We start from the raw sequence: 20,008 nt of genomic DNA on the forward strand, positions 1-20,008 counted from the left end.
TGGCAAGGCTGCCATACCTGTTTTCGTAGGCAAACTGAGCCGCTGCGAGCACATCGCTGTCGCTGAGGTTGTAGCGCTCAACCTTGGCGTTGCTTTTTCTGATGCCGCAGTAGAGGCAATCCTTGGCGCAAGCGTTGGAGAGTTCAATGAGGCCACGGTAGTAAACCTTGTTGCCTACGGTGGCGGCCTTAACCGCAGATGCCTTTTCGAAGAGTATGTTTTTTTCCTCTCCCTGCGCGGATAGGAGGTAGATGATATCCTCTTTGGTAAACTTTTTTTTGTCAAGAATATGGTGAATAGTAGCCATAGCGTGCAGTGCTTTTGTGGCGCAAAGTTAGCAATCCATTTTTAACCATTGTGTTGCATTGGTTACAGTTTTGTGGGTTGTTGGCATAAGTTTAAGGCGGCCTTTGATATATACAATGCAATTATTTTTACTTTTACTATGCTTTCAAAGTGGCGTATAAATCTAGTGCTATGTACTATAAACTTTTTGTAAGTGCTTGGAAATTGGTTGTTAAGGGAAATCAGTCCGTTAGCCCTCAAGTTGGGACATATTTTCTAATTAGCACTTTAGAATTAGCCAATATTGGAACTTTTATTTTACTGATGAAGTATTTTGTCAATTTCAAACTGTCTGTAAACAAGCTGCAATTTGTTATTTTGCTTATTGTACCAGTATTTTTAGTGAACTATTTGGTTATTCTGCACAAGCGAAGGTATCGCAAAATAATGGCAGCCAATAAGGATACAGGCCTATGGCTTTTCGTCAGCTATTTCATTTTCACGCTGCTATTCTGGATTGTGGTGGGGTATCTGAATGTTTTAAAGTATGGGAAATAATTCAAGTTGGGGTATCGATCGTTTCTCCCGTAATGTCGGAGCAATTTGTGGCACAAATAAATAGTTCTAAAAAATAGGTTATAATGAACAATCCTTATTACCTAATTTGGGCAGATGCAATTCTTAGTATTCAGAAACATCATCCAAATATAAAATGGAAAACACCCATATTTATTCTTATAACATGGGTTCATGCCTTGAATTTTTGGATAATAATACTTTGGTTAAAGTACTTTGATATCTTTACTATTCCGCTTATAACTGTTGACTTATTTCCTGGCAAATTGCTAAATAGTTTTTTTGCATTTACAATAGAGTTTGCGCTTCCCTTCGGCATACTGAACTACTTTTTAGTTTTTTATAGGGATAGGTATAAGCGAATAATTAAAAAATACCCCAATCCGCCAGTAAGGTATAGCTACAAATATGGAACAACGATGATATTTGGAGCTTTTATCTCAGCGGTGCTATATGGTATTTTAAGGTAAAAATGAATATAACCTGCTGGCCTGGAAAAACTACTAAACTCATGGGCCTCTGTTGCTACTAGAGTTGACAAACCGATTATTTTTCCGAACAATTAATACCTAGAACAATGTTTAATGAGATGTATTTTTGGATGGTTACCTACTTAAGTAAGATAAAAACAAACAAAACACCCGCATTTAATGCGTACTTGATAATAAGTGTATTACAGTATATCAATATTGGTACATTATATGTGATTAGTAATTACTACCTACAAATTGTAATGGATAGGAATACCGCAATAATTTCAGGTTTAATTTTTGCGGCTGCATTCGCTATTCTCAACTACTTTATCCTGTATGCAAAACGTGAGTCTATTATCAAAAAATATAGTGAGGCACCCATCAAAAGAAAGACAAGGGGGCAGATACTGTTTTGGCTTTATGTAATTCTGTCATTTGTTGCCTTTTCCATATCAGTTGCAAACTTGGTTACTCCTAGGTACTAGCAAGCGGTCAAATTTGCTTGCTGTTATAGAAAATGAAAGAGAGCTCGACCCTCTGCCGACACCCACTATCCCGGAAATAGAATGAAACGCTTTGGCAGAAGTGCATGAGAAGATGGAAAGGAGCGAGGTTCAACAACCGCCCTAGTGAATATATTTTCAAATTTGTCTCATTGTCAAAACCTGTCCGGCTATTGTCAGGTTTCTAAATTGCTCGGCCGTGCCTTCGGCACTGGAACCGCGATAAACATTAATTATCTACCAAACTGTCGTCCCTCGCGGGACTAGCCTTTGCATTTTCATTGGCAAATTGTCTCATTGCTCCACTGCCAGTTTTGATTTGTTCTAAATTCTCAACTTTGCCTTAGAGTTATGAGCTTATTTGTGCAAATAGGTAACATATTTGACCATCTATTGACGAATTGCAGATATTCTATAACATAAAGCGCTTGTCCAACCGTGGTAATCACCTATATTTGCAGCACATCTCTCAAATAAAACACGGGTAAATAGCTATGGTAAATCAACAGTTGCTCAACCCCAGAAGCATTGTGGTTGTTGGCGGTTCGGACGATATTCAGAAGCCTGGTGGAAAGGTTCTCAAAAACCTTATCGATAATGGCTTCAAAGGCAAGCTCTACGTGGTAAATCCTAAGCTGGATGAAGTTCAAGGTGTAAAAACTTTTAGGGATGTTGCCGATCTACCGGAGGTTGACCTTGCCATAATGGCCATTGCAGCCAAGTTTTGCCCTGGCACAGTGGAGGTTCTAACCAAGCAGAAGAGCACAAAGGCTTTCATTATACTTTCGGCCGGATTCCACGAGGAGAGCGAGGAGGGAGCGAAGCTGGAGCAGCAAATTGTTGATAGCATTAATGCCGTAAATGGTTGTTTAATTGGCCCCAACTGTATTGGGGTGATGAACTCCAACTATGCCGGTGTATTTACCTCACCCATTCCTCGATTTGATACGCACGGTATCGATTTTATTAGCGGTTCAGGGGCTACGGCCGTATTTATTATGGAGGCTGGAATTCCTAAAGGGCTAACCTTTTCCAGCGTATATTCGGTGGGCAACAGCGCTCAAATGGGGGTAGAGGAGATGCTGAAATACCTCGACGAAAGCTTCGATGCCAAGAGCAGTTCCCGCGTAAAGCTGCTTTACGTAGAGAGCATCAATAAGCCGGAGATGCTGCTGAAGCATGCCGCTTCGCTAATTAGAAAAGGGTGCAAAATTGCTGCAATTAAATCGGGTAGCTCCGCCGCCGGAAGCCGTGCGGCATCGTCGCATACCGGCGCCATGGCCAGCCCCGATGTGGCTGTGGAGGCGCTATTTCGCAAGGCGGGAATTGTGCGCTGTGGTGGCAGGGAGGAGTTGGCAACGGTGGCCGCAATTTTTATGCACCCAGGGCTACAGGGAAAGAATATTGCCATTATTACCCATGCTGGTGGGCCAGCAGTAATGCTCACCGATTCGCTATCGAACAATGGCCTTGACGTTCCCCACATTGAAGGCAAAAAGGCCGATGAGCTGCTTGGTAAGTTGTTCGCAGGATCGTCGGTGGCAAACCCCATCGACTTTTTGGCAACGGGAACGGCGGAGCAGCTCGGAAATATTATTGATGCCTGCGAGCACGACTTCGATAACGTGGATGCCATGGCTGTCATATTTGGTAGTCCAGGCCTATTCCCTGTATACGACGTTTACGACCTTTTGCACGAGAAGATGAAGGAGTGCAAAAAACCAATATATCCCATTCTTCCTTCAGTTATAAATGTTAAGGATGAAATAGCTCACTTCCTTGCTAAGGGGCGTATCAACTTCCCCGACGAGGTGCTATTTGGCAATGCTTTGGCCAAGGTTTACAATACCCCAAAACCACAACCGGAAGCGCCTGCTATGCCAAAGGTTGATGAGAAGGCAATTCGATCTATTGTTGATAGTTCGGTAAGTGGATACTTTGCCCCTGAAAAGGTGCAGGAGCTGCTCGATGCGGCTGGAATTACCCGTGCGGGCGAAGCGGTGGTAACAACCAGTGAGGCTGCAGTGGCCGATGCCAATCGGCTTGGCTTTCCAATTGTAATGAAGGTGGTTGGACCAGTTCACAAGAGCGATGTTGGAGGAGTGGTGCTCAACGTAAAGGATGCCGAAACGGTGGTGCGTGAATTTAATCGAATGATAACAATCAAGGACACCAAGGCCATCCTTCTTCAGCCCATGCTATCGGGTGTTGAACTCTTTGTTGGTGCTAAGCGGGAGGATAAATTTGGTCATCTGGTGCTATGCGGTTTGGGCGGTATTTTTATTGAGGTGCTGAAGGATGTTAGCGCCGGACTTGCTCCCATTGCCGTGGACGAGGCGTCGTCAATGATAAAAAGTTTGAGAGGATACAAAATTCTAAAGGGTGTAAGGGGACAGGAGCCGGTAAATGAGCAGCATTTTGCCGAGATCATCTCCCGTGTTTCGGCGCTGGTAAGGGTGGCCCCGGAGATTTTCGAGATGGACCTAAATCCACTGCTCGGTCGCAAGAGTGGCGTTGTTGCCGTGGATGCCCGCATTCGAATTGAAAAGTAGAGGATACCATGAAGTTGCTGGAGAAGTATAAGGCTCTTTCGAGAACCGAAAAGGCTTACGTTTGGCTAGTTCTTTTGCTGTTTGTGCTCATATTGTTGAGGTGGAGCACCATTAGTCACGACGTAGCTGCTTCAATAAAAAGCTATTTTAACTAGTCAACGCTTAGATTTCATTGCTATGAAGAAACAAGATATTTATGTGGTTTTGGTAGCCATATTGCTGCTTTTGCCTTTTTTTATTTCCGACTCCGTTTATGGTTTTTATGAAACCTTCAACAGGGAGCACGGCATGGTAATGAGCTTCATCAAGTTTGCAGTGTTGGCAACCTTTGGCGAAGCGGTTGGGTTGCGCATTCGCACTGGTCGTTATAACCATGCTGGGTTTGGTCTTTTACCTAGGGCAGTTGTGTGGGGGGGTATTGGCCTCACCATTAAGTTGGCCTTTGTGATTTTTGCAGTCGGAACGCCTGCATTCTTAGCCTTTATGGGATTTACCGATGCTCCTTCAATGATGAAAGGTGCCCTATCCATATCGAAGGTTGAGGTAGCATTTGCCATCTCTGCCGCCATGAACATTATCTACGCTCCGGTAATGATGACCTTCCATAAAATAACCGATTCCCACATCTCAGCCAATGGAGGCAGACTTACAAGCCTACTTAAGCCCATCCAAATGGGAAGCATTATGCAAGATATCAATTGGAAGGTGCAGTGGAATTTTGTTTTTAAGAAGACAATCCCATTCTTTTGGATACCCGCACACACCATAACTTTTTTACTACCAGCAGAAATGCAGGTGCTATTTGCTGCGCTGTTGAGCGTCGCACTGGGTATTCTGCTTTCCATTGCCAGCTTGAAAAGTGGAAAATAGTTGTATCTTTGTAACAAAGAGTTTTACCATGGAAAAAATAGGAATTTTCTTCGGCCCCGTTGGTGGTAGCACCGAGAGGGTGGCACACAAAATTGCCAAAGAGTTTGGCGGAGATAATGTTGAATTTATTCCTGTGCATGATGCAAAAGCAGGTGATGTTGATCGGTTTAAAAATGTGATTTTTGGCTGCTCAACCATTGGTAAGGAAACATGGCAGGCACCCTCTGTAAAGAAGGATTGGGACCTGTTCCGCAGTGAGCTTGAAAAGATAAATGTTGAGGGGAAAGTATTTGCCATTTTTGGCCTTGGCGACCACCTGACCTACCCATTTCATTTTGTGAATTCCATGGGGGAAATAGGAAAGACATTACTATCGAAGGGTGCAAAGGTTGTTGGCCGCTGCTCGGTAAAGGAGTACGATTTTAAGGAATCTGAAGCAGTTATTGATGGTGAGTTTATTGGCCTTCCCATTGATGAGGATTTTGAGGAGGAACTTACTGAACCTCGGATCAAAAACTGGGTTGTTCGCCTAAAAAATAAGTTTGTTTAGCGTTTATAGTAGATATGTCATAGAGAGAGGGCTGACCGTTTGGTTGGCCCTCTTTTATTTGAAAAAGGAAGGAGAGTTACATTCTCCCATAAACGACATTTGTATAAGATTGCTCTTTACTTCTCCAATGAATTCTCATTTTTGGTCCATTTAATAAAAACATCCATTCCTTTTTTTTATATTTAGCCTGTATATCATACCGCTATGAACAAAAAAATTTCCATTACGGTATTGCTTCTTTTGGCATCACTTGTTTCGTGGGGGCAAATCTCTCCTCTCGGAATTCCATTCCATAGGCAATATACTCCTGAGGAATACAAGGGATCGGAAACAAATTGGTCAGTTGCCTCTGACGATTTGGGCATGATGTATTTTGGAAACGAGGGAATGATTCTTGAATATGATGGGCACGAGTGGCGCGATATTCCAGTTAAGGATGACAATATTCAATCCCTTTGCAATGGTTCCGGTAACATCTACTTTGGTGGATCTCGATCGTTTGGGGTAATCAAAACCGATGCGCTAGGCAATCACTATGCATTCTACCTCTCCGAAAGGCTTGGTAGTAATGTGGAGGTAAACAACATTTGGAAAACCTACTGTATCGATAAAAAAATATTCTTTTGCTCTTTAAAGCGGATCTTCATTTACGATCCCAAGGAAGATGTAATTCAGATGGTGGAGTTACCCAAGAATAGCTTTTTAGCCTTTGTGGTAAACAACCAGCTTGTAATTGGCAATTGGGAGCAAGGCCTTTTAAAGCTCACCGGCAATAAGGTTGAGCTGGCTGAAGGTGGAGGCTATTTCAAGAAGAAGGATATTTTTAGTGTTTTGCCGTACGATGCCAATCGCTGGCTCATTGCCACCAACCTTGATGGCCTCTACCTCTATTATCCCAATGGTGGGAAAGCCGAGGTGTTTGAACCAACGCAAGAAGCTAAGCAGACAAACAAATTTCTGAAGGATAACAACTTTTATACCGGTGCTATTGTCAACGATTCTACCTATGCTTTAGGAACGTTTGGTGGCACTGTAATAATGAACAAGCAAGGCCGGATTGTTGCGCTGATCAATAAAAAGTATGGCCTTTCGAGTGAGGAAACCACAGGTTTAATGGTTCGTCCATCATCGCCACAATCCATGCAGCTTTGGCTCACCCTCGTGCTAGGAATTGCAAATGTAGACTATCCTTCAGTAACGGCTCACTTTGCTGATGAGTCGGGACTTTTTGGTAACGTGCAAACCCTTAAGCGCTACAATGGGATACTCTATGTTGGAACTATCCGAGGGTTATATACTCTGCGATTTAATGCTTTTGGATTACCTGAATTTGTTCAGATTAAGGAGGTAGAGGGGCAGGTTAATAACTTGTTAGTTGTTAAGGAGAAGAACAAAGATGTATTGCTAGTTGGTTCAAACCTTTACCTATACAAAATAGCCAATGGCAAGATAGACCGATTCAACTCCGTTGATGCGCTCACCTACAAGTTTGTTAAGCCAAAGTTCTCCAATAAAGTAGTGTATGTGGTGAGCGAGCGTAGCCTTAAGCGACTAGTCCTTGTTAATGGAGAGTGGCATCTTGATAACAATTGGCATAGTATTAACGAGTATTGCGAGGATATTCAGGATTTACCCAATGGGAAGTTGCTTTGCAAAACCAAGCATGGACTTTTTATTGTCGATTCTAGCGGTGTTTATTCTCCAATTATTGATAGAGAGGGGCTTAAGGCTCGGATTGTGGAGTTGTCCAATCAGGTGTATGTGATTAATGACACCTCTGCCCAAATCCTTACTAAGGATAAATTGCTTCCTACACGAAGCTTGGATTCGGCATTCCAAATGCCTTCGCAAAAAATACAGGAAGTTTTCCAACTTAAGAAGGACTTGCTCCTCTTAGTCCTGAAGGAGCAATACGATGTTAGCTATGCCCTAGCAAGGAGAACCTCTACAGGCTGGGGTTTAGACATGCATGTTACTGGACGAGTTCCCTCGATGTCTAATCCAGAGGTTATTCTTGATAACGATTCCACCACCATTTGGATAGGAGGATCAAAAGGGCTATTCTCTATTGATCTCAGAAGTGTGGGAAATATGCCCAAGAGCAAAATGTCCACCCTGATTCGATCAATATCGCTGAATGAAGATTCGTTGCTTTTTAATGGCAGCTACGCCCCTGCAATTAATACGGTTTTGGATATTAATACCAATGGGCACTTTGTAATAAATAAATCAATATCGTTTAAATACAACTATTTGAGTTTTGTTGTAGCTCTGCCTTTTTACGAAGATCAACAAAAAACTCAGTATAGCTATAAATTGGACGGCTTTGATAGGGGTTGGTCGCGTTGGACGAATGATAACAAAAAGAGCTATCCCAACCTTTCTGAGGGTACCTACAAGTTCTGGGTAAAGGCTCGAAATGTTTATGGGGAGGAATCGATACCAGCATGTGTTGAATTTGAAATTCTCCCACCGTGGTACAGAACTATTATCGCCTTCGTCCTTTACTTTATTTTTGCAATTCTCTTTGTTTATGCAGTGGTGCGGTTTTACACTCGCAAGCTGGAAGAAGATAAAAAACGGTTGGAGCAAACGGTAAAGGAGCGTACGGCAGAGGTGGTTAGGCAAAAGGATGAGATTTTGGATAAGAATCTTGAAATTGAAAAAAAGAACAAGGATATTACCGACTCCATTCGGTATGCTAAGCGAATCCAAACTGCGGTTTTACCAAACAAGCAGTCGTCCTCCAATCTGGAGTATTTCATCTACTTTAAACCTCGCGATATTGTTAGCGGGGACTTTTACTGGGTTTACCATTTCGATGCTCAGAACGTGGTGATTGCTGCTGCGGTGGATTGTACCGGTCATGGTGTTCCGGGAGCATTCATGAGCATGTTGGGAGTTGCCTTTCTAAATGAGATTGCTTCGGACCCTAGTATCAAGCATACTGACGAGATTCTTAACGTTTTGAGAGATTTTGTTATTCGGTCGCTTAACCAAACAGGTAAGGAGGGTGAATCGAAGGATGGCATGGACATTGCTATTGCTCGAATAGATCTGAAAACCGGAATGTTAGAGTTTTCAGGGGCAAACAATCCGCTTTTTTTAATTCGTAGTGGTGAGCTCATTGAGTATCCGCCCGATAAAATGCCCATTGGTATTCACATTAAGGATGAAGAACCATTCACGCGACATGAAATTGCGCTTCAGGAAGGCGATCAAATGTATCTCTTTTCCGATGGTTTTTCTGATCAGTTTGGAGGACCAGATATACGCAAGTATATGAAGCGGCAGCTGAAGGAATACTTGCTAAAAATATGTAATCTGCCCATGGATCAGCAGCAACGAATGATTGAAGAAGAATCTATTCGTTGGATGGGCGATTTGGAGCAAATTGACGATCAGCTCATCATTGGGCTACGATATACAAATACTAAAGAGAAAAGGAAGCTGTAGATACTCTTTACCTGCTGGTCTAATTCTCACAGACTCCCACCGTATTCCAATTGGTGGGAGTTTTTGTTTATTTTCAGGTTGTTATGCCGTAAATTTCACAAAATGGTTTTGCACCAATGTGGAAGTAAACCTATGGGCGATAGAGTATAGCCTGCCTATTGGTTCCTTAAATGAAACCTAACAACTGAAAATATGAATCGATTTATTGTTACTGCAGTATTGGTTGTTTCCCTGTTCTCGATAAATAGGGCAAACGCGCAGCAAGTCATCGCTGCAAGTGGTGGTGAGGCGAAAAGTTCGAACTTCAGCGTCACCTATACGGTTGGTGAGGTAGCTACCCAAACCTTATCGGGGGGTACCTTTATTGTTAATCAAGGCTTTCAGCAGCCGTCCTATGTTGTCACCTCCATTGAGGATAACTTCCTCCTGATGGATCTAAAAATTTTCCCAAATCCAACTACGGGTATTCTCCATGCTGAGATTTCACAATCGCCTGAAGCTAGGCTGTTAGTTCGACTGTATGATATTAAAGGGCTGCTAATTTTGGAAAAGGAGGAGTCACTCTTTGATGGACAAGGAAGATTTGAGCTTAACCTATCGAACCTTTCCCCGGGAATCTTTATCCTAAAGATTTTCTCGAAAGACAAACCGTTGAAGGTTATGCAAATATTGAAGAATTAGTGCACTACTTCCTTTGTTTACACTGAAAAATCCACCTGGACATTTGTCACCGTCTCAGTTTGTAACCTAAGACTTAAACCTATGAAATCAATATTTACCCAAGGCAGAGCGCTGTTAGTGTTTCTTTTACTATTTGTTGAGATTGCCCAAGCCCAATCGCCCCAAGGCATGGCCTACCAAGCCGTGGTTAGGAATGCTTCTGGTGCCCCAGTCACCAGCACACCGGTAGGTATGCGGTTCAGCATTCTGCTGGGAAGTTCTACTGGAAATGCTCTTTATGTTGAAACCCAAAGTGCCACCACCAACGGGCAAGGTGTGGTAGCTCTCACCATTGGAGAGGGTAGCCCGGTAACGGGAACTTTTGCAGCTATCGACTGGGCTAACGGACCCTACTTTCTCAAGGTGGAGGTTGACCCCAATAATCAGGGGACTTATCCATTAAGCAACGTTAGCCAGCTGCAGTCGGTTCCCTATGCGCTTCATGCGGTGCAATCGGAGAACCTGCTACCCATGGGGGCATTAACCGGCCAGGTACTCAAGTGGAATGGTGCCCAGTGGAGCCCCGCTGCCGATAGCGTGAATAGCAGCTGGAACTTGTTGAATGGAAATATTTATGCCAATACCGCCGGAAATATAGGAGTTGGTGTAACCACACCTTCCGGTAAGCTGGAGGTGATGGGTACCAACAGCGATCCCAACATCCCGCTCTTTGAGGTCAAAGACTTAAACGGCAATCCGGTTTTTTCTGTTTATCCCGATGGGGTTGAGGTTACGGTAGATATGACTACTGCTGTTCGTCCGGCTAAAGGTGGTTTTGCCGTGAGCGGACGAAACTCAACCCGAGGGACCACCACCGACATTATGCGCGTTACTCCCGATTCTACGACCGTATATATTAATAATTCAGTTGGGCGACCAGCCAAAGGCGGTTTTGCAGTAAGCGGCCGCAACTCAACCCGGGCTGGAGTTACGAGTAACATTTTAACCATTAATGCTGATAGCACAAGAATCTATACGGCAGACCCGGTTGCAGGCTTTGGTGTTGGACAGGCTAGTGGATCAATATCAGATAATTATCTGCGTTTGTTACCGTCAAATTATTTTATTGGACATCAAAGTGGTTTGAATACAACGGGTTTGTACAATACCTTTTTCGGATATACCACTGGCTTTGCCAATACTACAGGAGAGAGTAATATTTTTATTGGGAATGCCTCCGGGTATAGTAATGTAAGCGGAAGTAACAATGTGTTTTTAGGCAACCAAAGCGGTTACTCCAACATTGCTGGAAACTTCAATACATTTCTTGGTTTTCAGTCGGGGTATAGTAACAATGGCTCATTTAACTCCTTTGTAGGTTATCAAGCAGGACAAGCTAATACCACTGGAACCAACAACACCTTCCTTGGCTACTTTGCGGGTAAGGCAAATACAACCGGAAGTAGCAACGTTTTTTTTGGAAATCAAAGTGGGGTAAGTAACACCACCGGAGCATCTAATATTTTTATTGGTGAAAGTTCTGGCTTCTCAAATATTTCTGGATTCAGCAATATCTTCATTGGTAGAACTGCTGGGTATTCGGGCGTTGCATTGAAAAGCAACATTTTTATTGGTGACAGTTCAGGATATTTTTCCAACAATCAGTTTGCCACGAACAACGTGTTTATTGGTTATGCAGCAGGAAAGAATACTCAAAGCTACAACAATATCTTCTTGGGTAACCTTGCCGGATATTCTAACTCTGGTGGGCAAAATAATATTGCCATTGGGGATAAGGCCGGGTACAGCAATACAACCAGCCAGAATATATTCATAGGAACTGAGGCGGGGACTGACAATACCTCCGGCTATTTCAATATTATGCTGGGACGATATGCTGGACATGTTAATACCACTGGTTATCAGCAAATATTAATAGGAGGTAGCGCTGGAGGTTCATTAACCACGGGGCATGAGAATGTAATGGTTGGTAATAACGCTGGAACAATTAATTCCACTGGTGTTGGTAATGTCTTTGTTGGAACATCGGCAGGCTGGAGTAATACCGGTTCCTACAATGTAATACTAGGTTACAAGGTTGGCTATGGGGCATTTAGTACCGTTTCAAACAGGCTGATTATTGATGGAGGTGCGGTAACAACTCCATTAATATGGGGAGAGTTTGATAATAGAAAAGTGGCAATTAATTCTACTAGTCCTGGTTCTTATACTTTATATGTAAACGGCACAGCATATGCAACCTCGTGGAGTACACCAAGCGATAGAAGGCTTAAGAAAGACATTGTTCCAATTCCAGATGCGTTAAACAGAGTAATGCAACTTCAGGGGGTTAATTTTCATTGGAAAGACAAGGCGCAAGGTGATGCATTACAGATGGGATTTATAGCACAAGACGCAGAAAAGATTATCCCAGAAGTAGTAACCTACTCTAAAGATAATGACTCCTACTCTTTACAGTATTCTCCAATTACTGCTTTGCTAGTGGAGGCAGTGAAGCAGCAGCAATCCATTATTGAGAAGCAGAACCAAATCCAGCAGGCGCAGCAGAGTCAAATTGATGACCTCAAGACTCAGGTTGCAAAATTAAATGAGCTAGTAAAGCAGCTGTTAAACTCTAAATAGACATTCTAATGAGACATTTATCTATAGGTATTGCCTTGGTTTTAAGTGCGCTTATTTATACTAGCATTTTTGGTCAATCGCCTGAGGGCATGGCCTACCAAGCAGTGGTTAGAAATGGCACTGGAACTCCAGTTACTAGCACTCCGGTAGGTTTGCGATTCAGCATCCTTCAGGGAGGTGCCACTGGAACGGCTGTATATGTTGAAACCCAAGGTGCTACCACCAACGAGCAAGGTGTGGTAGCCCTCACCATTGGAGACGGGAGCCCCGTATTGGGAACTTTTACAGCCATCGACTGGGCTAACGGGCCTTACTTTCTCAAGGTGGAGGTTGACCCCAATAGTCAAGGTACCTATCCCCTAAGCAACGTTAGCCAGCTGCAGTCGGTTCCCTATGCACTTTATGCAAAATCTTCATCCTCTTCCTACTGGTCCATCAATCAAAGTGGAGGCATCTATCCAAGTAATGGTGGCAATGTGGGTATTGGAACAGCAACGCCCAATGGCATGCTGGAGGTAAAGGGAACCGATAGCGATCCCACCGTTCCGCTCTTTGAGGTGAAGGATATCAACGGAAATCCGGTTTTTGTTGTATATCCCGATGGAGTAGAGGTAACAGTGGATATGGCAGCTACAGGCCGTCCGGCCAAAGGTGGTTTTGCCGTGAGCGGACGAAACTCAACCCGAGGGACCACCACCGATATTATGCGCGTTACTCCCGATTCTACGACCGTATATATTAATAATTCAGTTGGGCGACCAGCCAAAGGCGGTTTTGCCGTAAGCGGCAGAAACTCAACCCGGGCTGGAGTTACGAGTAACATTTTAACCATTAATGCTGATAGCACAAGAATATATACTGGCGATCCCAATAAGGGGTTTGGAGTTGGAGAGATCGGAACCGGATTATCAAATAGTTACCTCAAGCTGCTGCCCGAAAATTACTTTATTGGTCATCAGAGTGGGCAATATACAACTGGATTGTTCAATACTTTTTTTGGCTATAATGCAGGATTGTCGAATACCACCGGTTCTAGCAATATTTTCATCGGCTATGAGGTGGGAAGAACTAATACGTCGGGTTCTTATAACACATTTTTGGGTTACCAAGCTGGATATACAAATAATGCAAGCTATAACTCATTTATCGGCTATCAAGCGGGACGATCTAATACCTCTGGTCAGTATAACTCTTTTATGGGATACAAAACTGGTTTGGCAAATACGACAGGTTCAAGCAATGTGTATATTGGTGATAGCGTTGGCGTATCAAGTACTTCGGGCAATAAGAATGTGTTTCTGGGGAACCTCGCAGGAAGAAATAATGTTTCAGGATACAATAATGTGTACATTGGTTATCAAGCCGGATTTTTGGGCAACTATGGAAGCCAGAATATTTGCATAGGAAATTACTCTGGGTACTCAAATACTACTGGGCAGAATCTTTTTATTGGAGAGTATGCCGGACAACAAAATACTTCTGGATCTCGAAATTCGTGTGTGGGATTCTTTTCAGGGCAAAATAATGTCACTGGTGGCCAAAATTCCTATTTTGGTCAGTTTGCAGGTATGGATAATCTAAATAGTTACAATACTTTCATTGGATACTGGGCTGGAGGCAATAATGTAAATGGAACAATGAATGCCTATCTTGGCTATAGGAGTGGGCAGGGCAGTACCGGTTCTAATAATGTTTTCTTGGGCTATATGGCTGGCGAGAATTGCTCCGGAACAGGTAATGTTCTCGTTGGCTACATGGCAGGATATGGCAGTAGTAAGTCCGATGCACTCTATATTGCTAATTCCAACACTACTACCCCTCTAATTGGTGGTGATTTTTCTAATAAGCGTGTTGGAATAAATAGAATGCCAACTACCTATACCCTTGAGGTTGGTGGGACGATTTGGGCCAATGGATCAGCCATTACTGCCGGGTTAACAACCTGGTCCGACCGTCGCTTTAAAACCAATATTGTTCCCATTCCAGATGCACTCAATATTGTTATGAAGCTTAATGGTGTTCGCTTCGATTGGAATAGAGGTGCATTCCCTAATCGTAATTTTACCGAAGGGAAGCAGGTTGGTCTTATTGCTCAAGATGTTGAAACGGTATTGCCAGAGGTTGTTTCAACCGATGGAGAGGGATACAAGTCTGTTGCCTACGACAAGGTTTCGGCTGTATTAGTTGAGGCGATTAAGCAACAGCAAAATCAAATTGAAGAACTTAAGGCTCAGGTTGCAAAATTAAACGAGCAGGTAAAGCAGCTATTAAACTCTAAATAGACATTCTCATGAAACGTTTTTCAATAGGCTTAACGTTGGTTTTAAGTGTGCTTATTTTTAAGTGTGCTTTTGGCCAATCGCCACAGGGCATGGCATACCAAGCAGTGGTAAGGAATGCTTCTGGTGCCCCAGTCACCAGCACTCCGGTAGGTATGCGATTCAGCATCCTTCAGGGAGGTGCCACTGGAACTGCTCTATATGTTGAAACCCAAAGTGCAACCACCAACGAGCAAGGTGTGGTAACTCTCACCATTGGAGAGGGTATCCCGGTATCGGGAACTTTTGCCGCCATTGACTGGGCAAACGGACCTTACTTTCTCAAGGTGGAGGTTGACCCCAATAATCAGGGAACTTATCCCCTAAGCAACGTTGGCCAGCTGCAGTCGGTTCCCTTTGCGCTTCATGCAGCGCAGTCGGAAAACCTGCCACCCATGGGTGCCATAACTGGCCAGGTGCTCAAGTGGAATGGCGCACAGTGGAGCCCGGCTGCCGATAGCATAAATACAAGTTGGAGCGTGCTAAATGGTAGCATATATGCCAATACTACTGGGAATGTAGGAGTTGGTGTAACCACGCCTGCCAGTAAACTGGAGGTGATGGGAACCAATAGCGATCCAAACATTCCGCTCTTTGAGGTTAAAGACTTAAACGGCAATCCGGTTTTTTCTGTATACCCCGATGGAGTTGAGGTTACGGTGGATATGACTACCACTGGCCGTCCGGCTAAAGGTGGCTTTGCCGTTAGCGGACGAAACTCAACTCGAGGGACCACTACCGACATTATGCGTGTAACCCCCGATTCAACAACGGTTTACATTAACAATACGCTTGGCCGACCCGCAAAGGGTGGTTTTGCAGTAAGCGGCAGAAACTCAACAAGGGCGGGAGTCACGAGCAATATTTTAATGATAAATGCTGATAGCACAAGAATTTACACCGCCGACCCCAATAAGGGATTTGGAGTTGGACTTACCAGCGGAACCACTAATAGCTACTTAAAGCTTACCAGCAATAACTATTTTATTGGACAGGAGGCTGGCCTTTATAATTCCGGTGGAACCTATAACTCATTTATGGGGTACCAAGCTGGAAAGTTTAATGGTAGTGGCTACCAGAATATCTTTATTGGTTACCAGTCGGGTATGCAAAATACCTCCGGCTATTCCAATATTTTCATTGGAAACACAACAGGCTATAGCAATCTTGATGGGAATAGAAATCTCTTTATTGGCAACCAAGCTGGTTATAGCAACGTTTCTGGTTTTGGTAATACCTTCATTGGCCACAATGCTGGGTACACCAATACAGGCGGATACCGAAACATGTTTATGGGCTTTAATACCGGCTATTCAAATATTTCTGGTAACGACAACACTTTTTTAGGTGATGCATCTGGCTATGCAAATACTACTGGATCTTCAAACACATTTATTGGACAAGGTGCCGGTAATCAAAATAGCACTGGTGGAGCAAACTTAATGTTAGGAATGTCGGCTGGTCAGAATAGCACTACTGGTTGGCAAAATGTTTTATTAGGAACTTATGCTGGTTTTGGGTTAGTAGATAACTGCAGCAGCAACGTAATGGTTGGTTACTATAGCGGGGCGGCATTAACTAGCGGTAGCAGTAATATTTTTGTTGGACCCTCCAGCGGTAATGGAATAACCACCGGCAACTATAATGTCTGCATTGGACAGCAAACAGGGCAAGCCGCCACAACCGCAAGTTCAAACGTGATTATTGGACATCAGGCTGGAATGAAGACAACAGGTGGCGGTAATGTTATGATTGGCTACAATGCTGGTATGAATGAGACAGGAACAAACTTGTTGTACATTGATAATTCGAATACAGCATCCCCTCTTATATATGGAGACTTTTCCAACAATCGCCTTGTTATAAATGGGAATAGTTCCAACAATATTAATAATAGAGCATTCTTTGTGAATGGCTCTGCTGGGGGAACCGGCGCTTGGTGGAATGACAGCGACAAGCGTAAAAAGAAGAATATCCAAACAATTCCTAACGCCTTGGAGATAATCCTTAAAATGCGAGGCGTAAAGTTTGAGTGGATTGATACCACAAACCACGAAACGGGACCGCAGGTTGGATTTATTGCTCAAGAAGTTGAGCCTATTCTTCCAGAGGTAGTTAGTAACAAAAACGACACTTACTCAATGGAGTATGCCCCTATAACTGCTGTTCTAGTGGAGGCCGTAAAAGCCCAGCAGCAGGAGATTGATGCCTTGAAGAAGGAGAATGAACAGATGAAATCATTAACCAAAGAGAACGAAAATCTTAAGGCAAGGCTAGACAACCTTGAGAAAAAAATGGAAAAATTACTTAACTCAAAATAATGCTTATGAGACGATATTTACCTTTAACATTGATAGCGTTGTTGATAACCCTCTTTATGAATGAGGTTTATGCACAAGCGCCGGAAGGATTCAACTACCAATCGGTGGTGCGCGATGCAGCAGGAAATCCAGTGGCTCAAAAGAGCGTAACGTTTAGATTTTCGGTAATTCAGGGCTTAGAAACTAATAATCCGATTTATGTGGAAACCTCGGATGCAGAGACAAACCAAAACGGATTAGTTTCGTTGGTTTTAGGAGCGGGAACACCTACCGTAGGAACTTTTTCCTCTATACCTTGGCAAACTGGACCTTTTTATCTTAAAACTGAGGTTGATTTTAAAGATGGTGCAGGATTTGTTGGTGGGGAAACTTCGCAAATGCAGTCGGTTCCTTATGCACTTTATGCAAAATCTTCCTCTTCATCCTATTGGTCCATCAATCAAGGTGGTAGTATTTATCCAAGCAATGGCGGCAACGTAGGTATAGGCACGTCAACGCCCAATGGCATGCTGGAGGTTAAAGGAACAGACAGCGACCCTACTGTTCCGCTCTTTGAGGTGAAGGATATCAACGGGAATCCAGTATTTGCTGTATATCCTGATGGGGTAGAGGTAACAGTGGATATGGCTGCGACAGGCCGTCCGGCAAAGGGTGGATTTGCGGTTAGCGGTAGAAACTCTACCCGAGGTACCACAACCGATATTATGCGTGTAACCCCCGATTCTACAACCGTGTATATTGGCAACGTAGTTGGACGACCAGCCAAAGGTGGATTTGCCGTAAGTGGTCGAAATTCTACACGCGCAGGATTAACAAGTAACATCTTAACCATTTCCCCCGACAGCACAAGAATCTACACTGCCGATCCAACCAAGGGTTTTGGTATCGGGCAAACGGCCGGAGTTGCTGCAACCAACTACCTACGATTGACACCAAATAACTATTTTATTGGTCAACAGACGGGGTATTCAATAAACAAGGGACAGTACAATGTCTTTTTGGGGTATCAGGCAGGCTATAGCACCACTGGATACCATGACGATATGGATCCTACTGATGGAGATAACAATATTTTTATTGGCTATCAGGCGGGATTTGCCAATACGGTTGGGGAACAGAATCTATACATTGGTGCTTTCAGTGGAAAGAATAATACCAACGGTTCGGTAAACACGTTTGTGGGATCTTTGACAGGACAGAATAATACTGGTTACGGAAATACCTTCCTTGGAGCTATGGCCGGCGGATCAAATCAGTCAAATAGCGGCTACAGAAATACCTTTATTGGCTGTTATTCTGGTTGGGCCAACACCTCTGGTAGCGATAACGTGTTTATTGGCCGGGAATCGGGAACCTCCAATACAACTGGTAACTACAACGTTTACATAGGCCATTTGGCCGGTCTCTCCAACTCCGCAGGAACTGGAAATGTTTTTATTGGAAGGGCTGCTGGCCAAAACGAAACTGGTTCAAATAAGCTCTACATAGCCAACAACTCCACTCAAGCCCTTATGCAAGGCGATTTTAGCGCAAAAACGTTAACCATTAATGGCGCAGCTCTTGCTGTCTCTTGGAGTGTTTTAAGTGATATGCGATTAAAAACCAATATCGTTACCATTCCTAATGCTTTGAGTAAGGTGTTGAATCTTAGAGGAGTAAACTTTGTTTGGAAGGATTCCACCATGAAGAGAACCCAAATGGGATTTATTGCACAGGAGGCTGAAAAGGTGATTCCAGAGGTGGTGAATTATTCGAAGGAAGATGACAAATATACAATGCAATACGCTCCAGTTACGGCTCTGCTTGTGGAGGCCATGAAGGAGCAGCAGAAGACCATTGACCAGCTCAAAAAAGATAACGAGGAGCTGCGCAAACAGGTCAAAGAGATTCTCGATTTGCTCAAAGCTACCAAAAAGTAGCAAGTTAAATTCCTCCTCAGGGGACCCGAAGCTTTGGTTTCGGGTCTTTTTTTTAGAATCAGTTAAAGGATTGTTCGCTCTTGCTTTCTAATTGCAGGTGGTTGCTTACTTTTGTATAATTAATTTGGGCGCAAATTTTTCTACTATGGCAAATGCTCTTTTTGAAGACCAAAAATTCGAGAATTTAAAATTACTACAAGACATTCAATGTTTTGAGTTCAGTGGATGTCTCTTTCGAAGCTGTGACTTCACTGGCCTAAACCTTTCTGGGAGTGAGTTTGTTGATTGTCAATTCGAGTTTTGTAACCTCAGCATGGTGCAGGTGCAGGAAACAATTTTTACAAATGCTGTTTTCAGGGGTTGTAAGCTCATGGGCATGGATTTTAGTAAGGTTCGAAAGTTCTTGCTTTCTATGTCGTTTGAAGAATGCAATTTGAGCTATGCATTCTTTTTTGGACTTAACCTTAAAGGAGCTAAATTCATAAACTGCCTGCTGGAGGAGACCAACTTCTCAGAGGCAACATTGGTGGAGGCCAATTTTAGCGGTAGCAATTTGGTGGGTGCAATTTTTGACAGAACTAATCTTGAACGAGCCGATTTTACCTCTGCTTCTGGCTATTCTATTAATCCAGCAATTAATCGTATTCGGAAGGCAAAGTTTTCGCTACCAGAGGTGGTTGGACTTCTGCATAGTTACGATATCGAGGTATTCTAAACGTTGGCTGAAGGAGTGCGTGCAACAGCATGGTATTTGAATTATTGGCAATGGTAACTAGTTAACCGATTTTGTATACGCATGCAAGATGAGAATTCTGGTAATAATTTGATCTCAAGTTGCTATACATCAGCTGTTTTTAATTCATCTGTCAGATATTTTGAATT

At 43.3% G+C, this 20,008-nt stretch carries 14 protein-coding genes; 13 read left to right on the forward strand and 1 reads right to left on the reverse strand.

Going from position 1 to position 20,008, the window contains the following annotated elements; translation table 11 throughout:
* On the reverse strand, positions 1 to 307 hold a 307-nt coding region (locus VMW01_02040), incomplete at its 3' end, for a hypothetical protein (GenBank protein ID HUW05017.1).
* Positions 308 to 477: 170 nt separating this feature from the next.
* Between VMW01_02040 and VMW01_02045 the strand changes: the two genes are divergently transcribed.
* The 13 genes from VMW01_02045 to VMW01_02105 all read left to right on the forward strand — a co-directional run bounded on the left by VMW01_02045 (position 478) and on the right by VMW01_02105 (position 19,841).
* Positions 478 to 843 (forward strand): hypothetical protein, encoded by a 366-nt coding sequence (locus VMW01_02045; GenBank protein ID HUW05018.1) that lies wholly within the window; start codon positions 478 to 480, stop codon positions 841 to 843.
* Between the two features lie 83 nt (positions 844 to 926).
* Positions 927 to 1,331 carry a hypothetical protein gene (locus VMW01_02050; GenBank protein HUW05019.1) on the forward strand — a complete coding sequence of 135 codons (405 nt, stop codon included), beginning with the start codon at positions 927 to 929 and terminating at the stop codon, positions 1,329 to 1,331.
* Between the two features lie 1,000 nt (positions 1,332 to 2,331).
* On the forward strand, positions 2,332 to 4,389 hold the full coding sequence (locus VMW01_02055; protein HUW05020.1) for an acetate--CoA ligase family protein: 2,058 nt from the start codon (positions 2,332 to 2,334) through the stop codon (positions 4,387 to 4,389).
* Positions 4,390 to 4,397: 8 nt separating this feature from the next.
* Positions 4,398 to 4,544, forward strand: a complete 147-nt coding sequence (locus VMW01_02060) for a hypothetical protein (GenBank protein HUW05021.1) — start codon at positions 4,398 to 4,400, stop codon at positions 4,542 to 4,544.
* 22 nt (positions 4,545 to 4,566) lie between these two features.
* Positions 4,567 to 5,259 (forward strand): hypothetical protein, encoded by a 693-nt coding sequence (locus VMW01_02065; GenBank protein HUW05022.1) that lies wholly within the window; start codon positions 4,567 to 4,569, stop codon positions 5,257 to 5,259.
* Positions 5,260 to 5,287: 28 nt separating this feature from the next.
* Positions 5,288 to 5,809, forward strand: coding sequence for a flavodoxin (locus VMW01_02070; GenBank protein HUW05023.1), 522 nt, complete (start codon positions 5,288 to 5,290; stop codon positions 5,807 to 5,809).
* Positions 5,810 to 6,013: 204 nt separating this feature from the next.
* Positions 6,014 to 9,265: a SpoIIE family protein phosphatase gene (locus VMW01_02075; protein HUW05024.1), complete on the forward strand. Its 3,252-nt coding sequence runs from the start codon at positions 6,014 to 6,016 to the stop codon at positions 9,263 to 9,265.
* A 192-nt stretch (positions 9,266 to 9,457) separates the two neighbouring features.
* The gene (locus tag VMW01_02080; GenBank protein ID HUW05025.1) at positions 9,458 to 9,946 is read left to right on the forward strand and encodes a T9SS type A sorting domain-containing protein; all 489 of its coding nucleotides are present in this window, start codon (positions 9,458 to 9,460) and stop codon (positions 9,944 to 9,946) included.
* An 81-nt stretch (positions 9,947 to 10,027) separates the two neighbouring features.
* Positions 10,028 to 12,568, forward strand: coding sequence for a tail fiber domain-containing protein (locus VMW01_02085; GenBank protein ID HUW05026.1), 2,541 nt, complete (start codon positions 10,028 to 10,030; stop codon positions 12,566 to 12,568).
* 8 nt (positions 12,569 to 12,576) lie between these two features.
* Positions 12,577 to 14,850 carry a tail fiber domain-containing protein gene (locus tag VMW01_02090; protein ID HUW05027.1) on the forward strand — a complete coding sequence of 758 codons (2,274 nt, stop codon included), beginning with the start codon at positions 12,577 to 12,579 and terminating at the stop codon, positions 14,848 to 14,850.
* 8 nt (positions 14,851 to 14,858) lie between these two features.
* Positions 14,859 to 17,207 (forward strand): tail fiber domain-containing protein, encoded by a 2,349-nt coding sequence (locus VMW01_02095; protein HUW05028.1) that lies wholly within the window; start codon positions 14,859 to 14,861, stop codon positions 17,205 to 17,207.
* Positions 17,208 to 17,212: 5 nt separating this feature from the next.
* Positions 17,213 to 19,126 carry a tail fiber domain-containing protein gene (locus VMW01_02100; protein HUW05029.1) on the forward strand — a complete coding sequence of 638 codons (1,914 nt, stop codon included), beginning with the start codon at positions 17,213 to 17,215 and terminating at the stop codon, positions 19,124 to 19,126.
* A gap of 145 nt (positions 19,127 to 19,271) precedes the next feature.
* Positions 19,272 to 19,841 carry a pentapeptide repeat-containing protein gene (locus tag VMW01_02105; GenBank protein ID HUW05030.1) on the forward strand — a complete coding sequence of 190 codons (570 nt, stop codon included), beginning with the start codon at positions 19,272 to 19,274 and terminating at the stop codon, positions 19,839 to 19,841.
* The last annotated feature ends 167 nt before the right edge of the window (positions 19,842 to 20,008 follow it).

Source organism: Williamwhitmania sp. (assembly GCA_035529935.1).
GTDB lineage: Bacteria > Bacteroidota > Bacteroidia > Bacteroidales > Williamwhitmaniaceae > Williamwhitmania.

Excerpts from the sequence above, each read along its gene's own strand:
- VMW01_02045 (HUW05018.1), top strand. The coding sequence starts at position 478 with ATGTACTATAAACTTTTTGTAAGTGCTTGGAAATTGGTTGTTAAGGGA.
- VMW01_02050 (HUW05019.1), top strand. The coding sequence starts at position 927 with ATGAACAATCCTTATTACCTAATTTGGGCAGATGCAATTCTTAGTATT.
- VMW01_02055 (HUW05020.1), top strand. The coding sequence starts at position 2,332 with ATGGTAAATCAACAGTTGCTCAACCCCAGAAGCATTGTGGTTGTTGGC.
- VMW01_02060 (HUW05021.1), top strand. The coding sequence starts at position 4,398 with ATGAAGTTGCTGGAGAAGTATAAGGCTCTTTCGAGAACCGAAAAGGCT.
- VMW01_02065 (HUW05022.1), top strand. The coding sequence starts at position 4,567 with ATGAAGAAACAAGATATTTATGTGGTTTTGGTAGCCATATTGCTGCTT.
- VMW01_02070 (HUW05023.1), top strand. The coding sequence starts at position 5,288 with ATGGAAAAAATAGGAATTTTCTTCGGCCCCGTTGGTGGTAGCACCGAG.
- VMW01_02075 (HUW05024.1), top strand. The coding sequence starts at position 6,014 with ATGAACAAAAAAATTTCCATTACGGTATTGCTTCTTTTGGCATCACTT.
- VMW01_02080 (HUW05025.1), top strand. The coding sequence starts at position 9,458 with ATGAATCGATTTATTGTTACTGCAGTATTGGTTGTTTCCCTGTTCTCG.
- VMW01_02085 (HUW05026.1), top strand. The coding sequence starts at position 10,028 with ATGAAATCAATATTTACCCAAGGCAGAGCGCTGTTAGTGTTTCTTTTA.
- VMW01_02090 (HUW05027.1), top strand. The coding sequence starts at position 12,577 with ATGAGACATTTATCTATAGGTATTGCCTTGGTTTTAAGTGCGCTTATT.
- VMW01_02095 (HUW05028.1), top strand. The coding sequence starts at position 14,859 with ATGAAACGTTTTTCAATAGGCTTAACGTTGGTTTTAAGTGTGCTTATT.
- VMW01_02100 (HUW05029.1), top strand. The coding sequence starts at position 17,213 with ATGAGACGATATTTACCTTTAACATTGATAGCGTTGTTGATAACCCTC.
- VMW01_02105 (HUW05030.1), top strand. The coding sequence starts at position 19,272 with ATGGCAAATGCTCTTTTTGAAGACCAAAAATTCGAGAATTTAAAATTA.